Annotated in this window: 15 protein-coding genes and 1 tRNA gene; 8 read left to right on the forward strand and 8 right to left on the reverse strand. The window is 61.8% G+C overall.

The window, feature by feature from the left end; translation table 11 throughout:
• Positions 1-6: 6 nt before the first annotated feature.
• Complete coding sequence (locus ACQY5P_RS13060) at positions 7-264, reverse strand: hypothetical protein (protein WP_428407308.1); 258 nt, start codon at positions 262-264, stop codon at positions 7-9.
• Positions 265-445: 181 nt separating this feature from the next.
• Here ACQY5P_RS13060 and ACQY5P_RS13065 point away from each other — a divergent pair, with 181 nt between their 5' ends.
• The 7 genes from ACQY5P_RS13065 (at position 446) to ACQY5P_RS13095 (ending at position 5,213) form a co-directional block, all read left to right on the forward strand.
• The gene (locus ACQY5P_RS13065; protein WP_428407309.1) at positions 446-712 is read left to right on the forward strand and encodes a hypothetical protein; all 267 of its coding nucleotides are present in this window, start codon (positions 446-448) and stop codon (positions 710-712) included.
• A 29-nt stretch (positions 713-741) separates the two neighbouring features.
• The gene (locus ACQY5P_RS13070; protein ID WP_428407310.1) at positions 742-996 is read left to right on the forward strand and encodes a hypothetical protein; all 255 of its coding nucleotides are present in this window, start codon (positions 742-744) and stop codon (positions 994-996) included.
• Positions 997-1,098: 102 nt separating this feature from the next.
• Positions 1,099-1,743: an imidazole glycerol phosphate synthase subunit HisH gene (gene hisH / locus ACQY5P_RS13075; protein ID WP_428407311.1), complete on the forward strand. Its 645-nt coding sequence runs from the start codon at positions 1,099-1,101 to the stop codon at positions 1,741-1,743.
• Positions 1,740-2,471 carry a 1-(5-phosphoribosyl)-5-[(5-phosphoribosylamino)methylideneamino]imidazole-4-carboxamide isomerase gene (gene hisA, locus ACQY5P_RS13080; protein ID WP_428407312.1) on the forward strand — a complete coding sequence of 244 codons (732 nt, stop codon included), beginning with the start codon at positions 1,740-1,742 and terminating at the stop codon, positions 2,469-2,471. Before hisH ends, hisA begins: the two co-directional genes overlap by 4 nt.
• Before the next feature lie 73 nt (positions 2,472-2,544).
• The gene (locus ACQY5P_RS13085) at positions 2,545-4,095 is read left to right on the forward strand and encodes a CHAD domain-containing protein (protein WP_428407313.1); all 1,551 of its coding nucleotides are present in this window, start codon (positions 2,545-2,547) and stop codon (positions 4,093-4,095) included.
• A 5-nt stretch (positions 4,096-4,100) separates the two neighbouring features.
• A complete protein-coding gene (gene hisF, locus ACQY5P_RS13090) occupies positions 4,101-4,868 on the forward strand; it encodes an imidazole glycerol phosphate synthase subunit HisF (RefSeq protein WP_428407314.1) in 768 nt (255 codons plus the stop codon).
• A gap of 9 nt (positions 4,869-4,877) precedes the next feature.
• Positions 4,878-5,213 carry a phosphoribosyl-ATP diphosphatase gene (locus tag ACQY5P_RS13095; protein WP_428407315.1) on the forward strand — a complete coding sequence of 112 codons (336 nt, stop codon included), beginning with the start codon at positions 4,878-4,880 and terminating at the stop codon, positions 5,211-5,213.
• Positions 5,214-5,223: 10 nt separating this feature from the next.
• On the opposite strand, the gene ACQY5P_RS13100 is transcribed toward ACQY5P_RS13095, so the two are convergent.
• The 5 genes from ACQY5P_RS13100 to ACQY5P_RS13120 all read right to left on the reverse strand — a co-directional run bounded on the left by ACQY5P_RS13100 (position 5,224) and on the right by ACQY5P_RS13120 (position 9,782).
• Positions 5,224-5,787: a hypothetical protein gene (locus ACQY5P_RS13100; protein WP_428407316.1), complete on the reverse strand. Its 564-nt coding sequence runs from the start codon at positions 5,785-5,787 to the stop codon at positions 5,224-5,226.
• A gap of 154 nt (positions 5,788-5,941) precedes the next feature.
• Positions 5,942-7,840 carry a M2 family metallopeptidase gene (locus tag ACQY5P_RS13105; protein WP_428407317.1) on the reverse strand — a complete coding sequence of 633 codons (1,899 nt, stop codon included), beginning with the start codon at positions 7,838-7,840 and terminating at the stop codon, positions 5,942-5,944.
• A gap of 86 nt (positions 7,841-7,926) precedes the next feature.
• Positions 7,927-8,490, reverse strand: coding sequence for a demethoxyubiquinone hydroxylase family protein (locus tag ACQY5P_RS13110; protein ID WP_428407318.1), 564 nt, complete (start codon positions 8,488-8,490; stop codon positions 7,927-7,929).
• Positions 8,487-9,047, reverse strand: a complete 561-nt coding sequence (locus tag ACQY5P_RS13115; protein WP_428407319.1) for a disulfide bond formation protein B — start codon at positions 9,045-9,047, stop codon at positions 8,487-8,489. Before ACQY5P_RS13115 ends, ACQY5P_RS13110 begins: the two co-directional genes overlap by 4 nt.
• Positions 9,048-9,107: 60 nt before the next feature.
• Positions 9,108-9,782, reverse strand: a complete 675-nt coding sequence (locus tag ACQY5P_RS13120) for an exopolysaccharide biosynthesis protein (RefSeq protein WP_428407320.1) — start codon at positions 9,780-9,782, stop codon at positions 9,108-9,110.
• 129 nt (positions 9,783-9,911) lie between these two features.
• Here ACQY5P_RS13120 and ACQY5P_RS13125 point away from each other — a divergent pair.
• Positions 9,912-9,996: transfer RNA gene (locus ACQY5P_RS13125), tRNA-Leu, on the forward strand.
• 62 nt (positions 9,997-10,058) lie between these two features.
• Here ACQY5P_RS13125 and ACQY5P_RS13130 read toward each other — a convergent pair.
• A complete protein-coding gene (locus ACQY5P_RS13130; RefSeq protein WP_428407321.1) occupies positions 10,059-10,397 on the reverse strand; it encodes a zinc ribbon domain-containing protein YjdM in 339 nt (112 codons plus the stop codon).
• A 69-nt stretch (positions 10,398-10,466) separates the two neighbouring features.
• A complete protein-coding gene (locus tag ACQY5P_RS13135; protein WP_428407322.1) occupies positions 10,467-11,516 on the reverse strand; it encodes a right-handed parallel beta-helix repeat-containing protein in 1,050 nt (349 codons plus the stop codon).
• Between the last annotated feature and the right edge of the window lie 11 nt (positions 11,517-11,527).

Consider the following 11,527-nt stretch of genomic DNA (forward strand, 5'->3'; position numbering starts at 1 on the left):
GCTTGGTTAGAACAGATATAGCGCCAGCAGGATCGCAAAGACGATAAGGATGCCCACGGTCGAATACATCAGGATGTAGCGGACGTGATCGCCCGTATGGCCCTGGCGCACTTCTTCGGTGGTCTTCGTTTCAGGGACTGGAGCCGCGGTCTCCTCGTTGGCGACGCGAAGCGTGTCCTCGGTGTTTTCCGCTTCCTCCGAAGAAGAAGCCGGATTTTCGGCCGTGTGCTGGCCGGGTTGATATGCAGCTTTTTGTGACATCATGTAATGAAAACAGCTGTTTCGGCGATTTGTTCCCTTTTGTCCCTGCCTGCGCGGCACAAGGCCGTTGACGCCCCGGGCGCTTTTGGGTGACATCCGTCCCGGACTGGGACGAAAACAGCGCTCCTGTTGCGTATCGCCCTCAGAAAGGGCTCCGAGCGCGCACAACGATTAGGGAGCCTACATGCTTTTGAAACTAGCTCTGCCCGTCGCTGCGGCGGCGGGGGTCATGTTGTCCGCGAGTTTCGCGGGTGAATGGGCCGACGCGTGCGTGGCGACGCTTGAAGCGGATGGCCGGGATGCGTCCGGCTGCGCCTGCCTCGAAGCGGAAATCGAAGCCAACGATCTTGCGGACGAATTCCTCGCCCTCGCCGACATTGCCGATCCGGCTGAACGCTATGACGCCGCGTCCGACGACGCCAAGGCGGCCATGGACAAATGCACCCGCTAAAGTTTGAAAACCAAGGAAGGAAACGCCAAATGAAAAAACTAATCATCGCACTCGCCGTCGCCGGATTCTCGGCTGCGCCGACCCTCGCCTCCAGCGACCTTGAGGGCCATTGCGAAGCCTATGCGGTGGAGAACGGCTCCGACGCCTCGGGCTGCTCATGTCTCGCCGAGACGGCAGATGCCGATGCGACCGCGGAATTGTTGTCTGTTCAGGGGCCGGAAGACCTGGAGGCGCTAAGCGACAACGCCAAGGGCGCCATTCAGGCCTGCTTCCCGGACGCCTAAGGGCGGGAGCCCTCACGAGTTGAAAACCGCGCCCATCAGGGCGCGGTTTTTGTTTGCGCCCTCCCCTTGTTCCCGGCCTCAGCAGCGGTACAAGCCTCGGCCATGGCTGAGACGCTTGCGATCATCGATTATGGCTCTGGAAATCTGCGTTCTGTTGAAAAGGCCGTGGAGCGGGCTGCGCGGGAAGCCGGCCTCGCCCGGCATGTATCCGTGACCGACGATCCCGATGTCATTTCGAAAGCAGACCGCATCATCCTCCCGGGCGTTGGCGCCTTCGCCGCCTGTATGGCCGGCCTCGCCGCCCGCGACGGCGTGCTGGAGGCTATCGAACATGTTGCGCTCATCGCGGGCCGGCCGTTTCTCGGCATATGCGTCGGAATGCAGCTTCTGGCCAATCGCGGCCTTGAATTCGAGGGCTCCGAAGGGCTTGGCTGGATCCCAGGCGAGGTCATTCCCCTGCCCCATTCGGAAGAGTTTCGGGCTCCTCATATGGGTTGGAACGAGGTGCGGCTGACGGTGCCCAACCCGGTCTTCGAGGAGCTTGATGGCGAGGCGTTTTACTTCGCCCATTCGTTCCATTTCGCTCCCGAAAACGACTCCCATCTTTATGCGGTTACGCGCCACGCCGACGATGTCGCCGCATTGATCGGCCGGGACAATCTTCTGGGCGCGCAGTTCCATCCGGAAAAGTCGCAGACCGCCGGTTTAGCCTTTCTCAGAAACTTTCTCTCCTGGTCGCCTGCATGACGCGAAGCCTCACCCTTTATCCCGCCATCGATCTCAAAGGCGGCGAGTGCGTTCGCCTTCTCCATGGCCGGATGGAAGCTTCCACCGTCTACAATTCGGATCCAGCGTCGCAGGCCGCCGCCTTCGAGGCTGCTGGCTTTAATTGGGTCCATATCGTGGACCTCGATGGGGCTTTCGCCGGGGCTGCTGTGAATGGCGAGGCGGTAGACGCGATCCTCAAGCGCGTCTCACTCAAGGCCCAGCTCGGCGGCGGCGTTCGCAATATGGCCGCGGTGGAACGCTGGCTGGAGGCCGGTATGACCCGCGTGATCCTCGGTACGGCCGCGGTCAACGACCCGGATTTCGTTGCGGAAGCCTGCAAACGCTATCCGGGCCGGATCGTGCTCGGCGTCGACGCCCGCGACGGCCGGGTTAAGACTGACGGCTGGGACGGCGACACGGAAACCAGCCCCGCCGAGCTCGTGAAACGCTATGCGGATCAGGGCGTTGCCGCGGTTGTCTATACCGATATCAGCCGCGACGGCGCGCTCGCCGGGGTCAATGTGGAGGCCACTGCGGACTTGGCGGATATGTCGGCCATACCGGTGATCGCGTCGGGCGGGGTCGCATCGCTCGAAGACGTAACGGCGCTGAAAGCCGCCCATGCCAATATCGAAGGCGTCATCATCGGTCGGGCTCTTTATGACGGGCGGATCGACCCCGGCGAGGCGCTGGCCGCGGCGCGCTAGCGCCATGTTGGTCATTCGCTGCTGGGTCCGCTAGGTTGACCTTGTTGCGTAATTGGGGGCTATGCCGCGGGTCATGGACAAAGGCCGTAGTGATAGAGGCCGCATCGAGTTTGAGCTGAAATTCACCGGCGCGCCCGCCGATGCCGCGGCGCTGCCCGTTAGCGACTTCTTTGCGGCGGCCGCGCCGGATGGAGGCGCGTGGGAGCGGCTTTCTTCCCGCTATTATGACACCAATGACGGCGCACTGGCGGCCCGGGGGCTGAGCCTTCGCCTTCGCGAAGAGGGGGCCGAGCTTGTTCAGGCTGTGAAGGCCAAACGCGCTGATGCTGCGAGCCGGCTTGAATTTGAATGCTCGCTTGGCCGAGAGTCCGATTTTCCCAAAGCGATAGGCGATGACAAGACCGACAGCCTGATCGCCGGCTACCGCGACCGGCTTCTGCCAGTGGCGAAAACCACTGTCGACCGTTGGGCGGCGGTTGTCCGGTTCAAGGGCGCGGAGATCGAACTTGCCGTGGATCTTGGATCGGTGGAGGCGCTGGACGGGGAAGGGCGCAGCTTTACCGGGCCATTGGCGGAAGTGGAGCTAGAGCTTCTTTCCGGCGAACCGGCGGCTGTTTTCGACTTCGCCCGGCTCCTTACCGCCAACGCGCCGCTGCGGTTCTCGACTGAGACCAAGCTGGGATCCGCGCTGGCGCTGCTGCCCGGCGCCGACCCCATCGGCAAGTCGGCGCGCCTTCCTCTCGATCCCGAAATGACCGCGGGGGAGGTGCTGGCGATGCAGTTGTCGGACTGCGCCGAACGCGCCGCCTTCCTGCAAAGAGCGGTGATCGAGCTCCGGCGCCCCGAAGGCGTGCATCAGATGCGTGTTGTGCTGCGGCGCCTGCGCGCCATTGAACGGATATACCGGCGGTATCTTAGATCGGACGAGATCGCCGGTCTCGCCGCGCGCGCCAAGGCGCTTGCGAATGCGCTTGGGCCCGCGCGCGACTGGGACGTCTTTCTGGACGAGACCCTGCCTGCGGCGCTCGAAGCCGATTACGCGCCCGAGCGCCTCAGGGAGCTGAAAGCCCGGGCTGAGATGAAGAGGGCCGAAGGCTGGGCGCACGCCGTCAGGGTTATCTCCTCGCCCGACTTCGCCCGGTTCCTGATTGATCTTCTCGCGGCCGGCGTGCTGCAGGATTGGCGCAAGGGCGCCAAGAAAAAGCTCGCCCGGCCGGTCTCAGAATTCGCGCCTGCGGTCCTCGACCGCGTCCTCGCGAAAGCGTTCCGGGTCGGGGAGGATGTGAAGGGCTCCACCGATCTCGCGGCGCGTCACCCCTTGCGCATCGCACTCAAGAAACTCCGCTATCCGGTCCAGCTTTTCCGCGATCTCTATCCCAAGTCCCTTCGCAAGCCCTACATGTCGGCGCTGTCGGAGCTTCAGGACGCCTTCGGCGCGGTCAATGATGCGGTGGTGGCCCAGCATCTCGCCGATGAAGCCGCGAAAGGCGGCGGCGAGGGCGCCATGCGCGCGGCGGGGTTCATCTCCGGCTACAAGGCTGCCGAAGCGCGCGAGGCGGCCAAAAAGATTGACGCGGCCTTTCAGGCGTTTGAAAAGATGACGCCCTTCTGGCGGAACCAATAAAGCAGATGCTCAATATACGGATTATTCCTTGCCTCGACGTGAAAGACGGCCGCGTGGTGAAAGGCGTCAATTTCGTCAATCTGCGCGATGCGGGCGATCCGGCTGCGGCCGCTGAGGCCTATGACGCCGCCGGCGCCGACGAGCTTTGTTTTCTCGACATTTCTGCAAGCCATGAGGGCAGGGGGATTTTGCTGGACAAGGTCTCAACCGTGGCCGAACGCTGTTTCATGCCGCTCACTGTGGGCGGCGGCGTCGCGTCGCTCGACGATTTCCGTGCGCTCCTTCTCGCCGGCGCCGACAAGGTGGCGATCAACACGGCGGCGGTGAAAAATCCCGATCTCATCAATGCGGCGGCGCACCGCTTCGGCGCGCAATGCGTGGTCGTCGCCATCGATGCGAAACGCGTCGGCGATCACTGGGAAATCTTCACCCATGGCGGGCGCAATGCGACAGGGATCGATGCGGTGGACTTTGCAAAAGACGTCGTCGCACGCGGCGCGGGCGAAATCCTGCTGACCTCCATGGATCGCGACGGCGTCAAGACCGGCTATGATATCCCCCTGACGCGCGCCGTCGCCGAGGCGGTGGACGTGCCCGTAATCGCTTCGGGTGGCGCCGGGTCAGTAGAACATCTGGTTGAGGCCGCAACGGAAGGAAAAGCATCCGCAGTGCTAGCCGCGTCAATTTTCCATTTTGGCGAGATTTCCATCGCCGAAGCCAAGGCGGCTATGGCCGCGGCGGGCCTGCCCATGCGGACCGCCAAAGCGGCGTAAGGAGAAATCATGTCCGATCAAAACGACATTGGCGCCGTCTTAAAACGCCTTGAGGCGACTATCGCCGCTCGTAAGGGCGCAAGCGCCGATGCGTCTTACACGGCGTCCTTGCTGGCGGGCGGCGCGCAAAAATGCGCCAAGAAATTCGGCGAAGAGGCGGTCGAAGCCGCGCTCACAGCCGTCTCCGGCGACAAGAAACATCTGACCGCCGAAGCCGCCGACGTTCTCTATCACTTGCTCGTCATGCTGGCGGAAGCGGGCGTTGCGCTCGATGATGTCGCCGCGGCGCTTGCTGCTCGCGAGGCAATGTCAGGCCACGAAGAAAAAGCGTCGCGAAGAAAATAAGTGAGTTCTCTTACAGCCCGGCATCAGCGCCGTCGCCGGGATCGTAGCGGGCTTCGGCGGCGCGCATTTGCTGCGTTCCGCGGGCGATCAACGTTTCGGCGCGCCGGGACTTGTCCTCAGCTTCGGCTGTTTGCTGTTCGCCTTCCCGAATGAGTTTTTCTCCGCGCGCAATCTGCTCGCGTCCTGTTTTCCACTTGTCCTGAATGGATTGCAGCGTGTCGATCTCCGATTTCAACTGAGTTGGCGTCACCGCCAGGCCAAATCCTCTGACCGTTTGCCGATAGCGTTCTTTCTGTGTCGCGACGGCGGCTTCGCCGCTGGCGATCAGGTTCCGGCCCTTGCGAATTTCCTGGTTGCCTCTGCGCTCAAGCTTGTCAGCTTCTTTTGCAAGCTCTTCGCCTTCGTCCTGCAAGTCCTTGCCGTCCGACCAGCGGTCAGCCAGAACGCTTTCTTCCGCGCCTTCATCGCCGACGGTTTCGGCGAAACTATTCCCATCGCTGGCGCAGGCGGTGGTGAGTGCAAATAGTGCCGCCGCACCGGTCATCAAGATATTTCTGTGATACTGGAGGCTCACGTCGTGGCTCCTCTCTTTTTTGCTCTAAACAGGAAAACTAACAGCCTGCGCGCCGCAGGGTTGCTGCGGTCCGGCACTATGACGCAGTGTTTTTGAGCGCCGGATATAAAAAAGCCCCGGAAAACCGGGGCTTTTGCTGTTTGTGCGGGGCTGATCACCAGCCGCAGGAACGGCCTTCGTTTTGTTCCTGCAGCCAGTCGAGCAGAGGTTGGAAATAGGCGACCATGGCCGAGCCGTCCATCTGGCGCGAGCCGGTGAAGGCGGCCAAAGCTTCGGGCCAGGGCTCCGAGGCGCCCATTTCCAGCATGGCGTTGAAGCGTGCGCCCACCGCTTTCGATCCGTAAACGGAGCAACGGTGAAGCGGGCCTTCCCAGCCGGCGATTTCGCAGGCCGCCTTGTGAAACTGGAACTGCAGGATGCGGGCGAGGAAGTAACGCTCGTAAGAAACGTTGCCGGGGATGTGATATTTCCCGCCCGGATCGAAATACTGGCTGCCGCGCGCGACCGGCGGGCGAATGCCCTGATATTGCTCGCGCAGCTTCCACCAGCCTTCATTGTAGGTTTCCGGCGTCAGCTCGCCGGAGAAAACCTCCCAACGCCATTTGTCCATAAGAAGACCGAAGGGCAGGAACGCAACGCCTTCGAGCGCTTCATTCATCAGGAGTCCGATGTCTTTGGACGCGTCCGGAACCTCATCGATCAGGCCGATTTCTTTCAGGTATTCCGGCGTGATCGAAAGCGAGATCATGTCGCCGATAGCCTCGTGGAAGCCGCCATTAGCGCCGGTCTGGAAGAGGACCGATTTGTCCTGATAGGCGCGCTGGTAATAATTATGGCCAAGTTCGTGATGCACCGTGCGGAAATCGTCGGCGTTGACGGAGGTGCACATCTTGATGCGGATGTCGTCCGCCCAGTCGAGATCCCAGGCCGAGGCGTGGCAGGCGACTTCGCGATCTTCCGGCTTCGTAATCATGGAGCGCTCCCAGAAAGTTTCGGGAAGCGGTTCAAAGCCGAGGGAGGAGAAGAAGCCTTCGCCAGTCTCCACGATCTTTTTCGCGTCATAGCCTTTGGCGACCAGACGCTCGGTGAGGTCATAAGGCGTTTCCGCGCCTGCGGGCGCGGCGAGGTCGTTGAGCCCGCCCCAGGTCTGCGCCCACATATTGCCGAGCAGATCGGCTCGGATCGGCTGATCGAGCGGGACGACCTCGTCGCCATATTGCTCGTTCAGTTCCGCGCGAACGTAACAGTGAAGCTCGTCGTAAAGCGGCTTCACCTGGCCCCAGAGGCGGTCCATCTCGGCCGCGAATTCGTCCGGGTCCATATCGTAACGCGACCGCCACATGGCGCCGGCGTCGGCGTAGCCGAGCTCGCGCGCGCCTTCATTGGCGAGCGCAACCATCTTGGCGTAGTCGGATTTGATGGAGTTGCCGTCATCGTCCGTCGTGACCGGCACTTCGCGCCATTTGGTCCAGATTTCCTGCAGCTTCGCGGGGTCGCGGATCTCGCCCATCATCACTTCAAGCTCGGATCGCGGGACCTGTTTGCCGTCGAGTTCGATCTTGCCAGTCTCATAGGCGGCGCCCATACGGGTGTTGATTTCAGCGAGTTCTGCGGCCGCGCCAGGGCGCGATGGCGCCGGCAGATTGACGCCAAGCTTGATCGCCTCAAGCTTGCGGCGCATTTCCGTCGGCAGGTCGAGATCGTTGAAACGCTTGGCCTCATTGGCGAACTCGACGCCTTTTTCCGTGGCTTCGGTGTCGGCTTTCGTTACGAGCCAGTTGGTGTCGTAATTGATGTAGGTCGCCTGAACCCAGGCGACGCGGCTGTAATATTCGCCGAACTCGCGGGTCCATGTCTCCACTTCTGCGATGAAGTCCGCGGCGTCGGCTATGGTGGGTTCGGCATCCTCTGCTGCGGTCGCCGCAGGGGCTTGGGAGGCTCTCGGCGCGGCGGTGTCGGCCTGGCCTCCATCCCGGCCGCAGGCGGCGGCGAGCGCCAGCATGGAAACGGCCGCAAGCGCGCCGGCGCGGCGCGCGAAGTATTTGTTTTTCATGAAAACTCCTTGAGACGTCTTGGTTGCGTCCATGATAGCCGGGGGCCGCCAGGGAAGCAAAACGGCCCGTCGCAAAGTTTGGAGGATCAGACTTTCTCGGCAATGCGGATCGCCGCCCGGCAGCCGAGGCGGATCGCCGCAGAAAGGAGCCGGTAGCCGGGCGCCTCGCGCGCGCCTTCGCCCTCCGCCTTGTGCTTGTGTTCAAGCTCGTCCTCTCGGAATTGGCGCACGGTCTCGCGCAATTGAGGTTCGCTGTCGCCAAGCTCTTCGATCTGTTCCGCGTAATGCTTTTCGATGACGTCTTCGACCGCTTCGGTGCAGGCCATGGCGGCTTTCTCGCCCATCAGCGCCGTCGCCGCGCCGAGACCAAATCCGGCGGCGTTCCAGAACGGCGTCAGAAGGGTGGGGCGCACTTTGCGCTCGGCGAGAAGGCGGTCGAAGGTTTGAAGGTGATGCGCTTCACCTTCTTCCATATCTTTCAACAGCCGCGCTGTATGCGCCTTGTGCGGCAGATGCTCGAACACCGCGCGCTGGCCTCGATAAATGGCGACTGCGCCATATTCGCCGGCGTGATCGACGCGCAGCATGTCGCCGATGCGCGCGGCGCGGGGTCCGGGTTTATGGGGGCCCTTATGCCGAGAATTGTTCATGCGGCCGCCGTCCGGCGCACATGGCGCGCTGTACGGGTTTCGCTGAGCGCTGCGAAGAGCGTCAACGCAAACAGTCCGGCCGAGGCGAGAAGGTTGTAGCCCGCCATGGAAACGCCGAGAAACCGCCACTGCACGTCTTCACAGGAGGGAGCGTCTGTCTTTTCGGTCAGCGAGGCGGCGAGATCGTTGATGTTGAGATCGCCGAGATCGGCCCCGCCGGAGCAGATCGCGGGCCCGGGCCAGTAACCGTATTCGACGCCTGTGTGATAAAAAGCGAGACCGGCGCTGACAGCGTATACAAGCGCCGCTGCGCCGACGGCGGCGGCTGCGCTAAGCTTCGATTTGAAAAGACGTGAGGCGGCGAGACCTGCAGCCGCAACGCCGAGCGCTGTCCAGTGCGCCTCGCGCTGGTCGAGACAGAGAATGCAGGGGACAAGCCCGCCGACTTTTTCGAAAAGATGCGCGCCGGCGAGCATAGCGCTGCTCGCGGCGAGAGAGAGGCCGAGGGCGCGTTCTGTTAAAGGTAGGTTTTTCACAAAACCGATCATGCCAAACATCTTAGCGGTTCCGCTTCCGCAACGCCTCTGGCGGATCGTCACACGTCGAGAAGGCGAAAATTAGCCGCGCGATAAGAGCAAGGCCTTAACAAGACTTAAGGTTTCAGCGCCGACGAAGATGAGGAGAAAAACCCAGATAAAGCCGATCAGCAATCCGCCAATGACAAGGAGGCCGTCGCGCTCGATCAGGCCGAGCGCGGCAATGGCGACGCCGATGCCGGGGATCGTGTTGGTAAGCGGCAGCGGCGTCAGGATCGACGCGATCGGGATCAGCATCAAGGCGCCGATGATGCGCATGGCGAGATGGCTGGTCACGGGTCTAAAGCGCGGCCGGGCGATAAATTCGACCCACCCCACATATTTCTCCGCACGCGACAAAACGCCTGAAAAGGCCGGGATCGCGAAGCGCCGGTCATTCAGTTTTTTCGGCAGCCACGGATGTCGCCTGCCCATGGCGAGTTGGGCGGCTAGCGCCAGCATCGGCAGGGCGACGATCTGCGGCAGTCCGTAAACGAAAGGCAGGCAACAGGGCAGGGCGAGAAGGAGGAGGAGGAAACCGAAGGCCCGTTCATCGAGACGGTCGACGACATCCCCCAACGCTGCAGTTGGGGCCGCCGCTGAGGCTTCGTTGCCGCCCGCATTTTCCGGCGCCGCGCGTTTAAGCTCGTCGAGAATGTCATGCAGAACGCGGGTCGCCCCGCGCATGGAGTTCATGTTTTCGGCGTCAGCAGTCATGAAAGGCGAAGCCCAAACTTCCGGGGTGATGTAGGCGGTTTCGACAATCTTACATAGCCCCGCTTAACAAATCTTTGGACGCCCATTGACCGAAGGCCAACCCCGCCTATCATGCGCCGCTCTCACAGGGCCCCTGTGGTGGAATTGGTAGACACGCCTGACTCAAAATCAGGTGCTGCAAAGCGTGCTGGTTCGAGTCCGGCCAGGGGCACCACTCGGCGTCAGTCCAGCGCGATCAGCGATCCGGTTCCCAACGATAGAGGCGTGTCGTTCGTCTCAGACCTTTTTCACAAATTGCGATTTCAGCTTCATCGGTCCGATGCCGTCAATCCGGCAGTCAATGTCATGATCGCCGCCCACTAGGCGGATGTTTTTCACTTTCGTGCCGACCTTCACGACCTGCGAGGAGCCTTTGACCTTGAGGTCTTTGATGACGGTGATCGTATCACCATCGGCGAGAGGCGTTCCGTTGGCGTCTACAAAGCCGCTCCGGTCGTCCTCAGCGTCTGAAGGCGCTGGGTTCCATTCGTGAGCGCATTCCGGACAAACCAGCATGGACCCGTCCTCATAAGTGAGGGTCGATCCGCATTGCGGGCAGGCAGGCAAGCCGCTCATTATCAGGTCCTTTTGCCGATGAAAAAACCCCGCCGAAGCGGGGTTTTCGTTTTGAACTGGCGGGGGCGCCTAGCGGCGTTTTTTCTTGCCGCGGTCGCCGCCATTGTTCTCGATGGTGTTGTTGGTGATTTTCGGCTCAAGACCTTCGCGCAGGAAGATCGAAAGACCGCCATTGCCGATGATCTCGTTGTCTTCGATGACGCCATTGACGCCGAACGGGATGGCGACGCCGTCGCGGCTGTTCTGCGCAATCTCGTTATAGCGCACTAGCGAGAGCTTTGCGTATTTGTCGAGAATGACGCCTGAGCCTTTGTTGTTGCGGATCTTGTTGCCGATAAGGCTTGCCGATCCGTAGCCGGAGGATTTGACGCCCGATTCAAGGTTGTCGAAAATCTCGTTGCCGGCGATGACGACGTCGGAACGCGTGCCGTTGGCGATGTCGACGCCGACCTTGTTCTGCAGGATCTTGTTGTCGATGATGAAGCTCTGGGAAAGCGAATGCGGCTGGGCGACATAGACGCCCTCGGAGCCAGCGGAAATTCGGTTCTTCTCCAGCATGACCGTGCCGCCATTGATGCGCACGGCCGGCCGCACGCCGGAGCCCAGAACGTCGCTTTCCTTCAGGGTGAACACGCCCTGATCGACGTCGATGCAGGCGTCGGCGCCGGAGTTGATCTTCGCCGCGAATTTCACATTGGCGACCACCGCATGGGCGGTGCCTTCTTTCGGCGCGAAATTGAGGCAGGGCGCGTTCATGGGCGCGGAAATCTCGACGCCTGAGCCCGGGCCGCGGTCGCCTTGGATGAAGACGGATTTATCGAGATTGATCGATTCGTTGTAAACGCCATGCATCACATAGACGACGCCGCCTTCCGCAACGTCGTCTATGGCTGCAGAGATCGTTTTGTAAGGGCCAGGTCCGTTGGCGTCCACGATGATCTGCATCGGGCCTTTTTTGCCGGAGCCTTTTCCGGTGTCGCCGGAGGCTTGCGAGCCGGCGCCCGGCTCGCGGATGGGAAAGCCGCCCAGGGACTGAGCATATGCGCCCGTCGCGATCAAACTCCCGGCGAGGAGGCCGGCTGCAATTGGGGCGAATTGGGACAGTGTCGTGCGTTTCATCTCAAAACCCC

It is taken from the genome of Hyphococcus sp. (assembly GCF_965267305.1).
GTDB lineage: Bacteria > Pseudomonadota > Alphaproteobacteria > Caulobacterales > Parvularculaceae > Hyphococcus.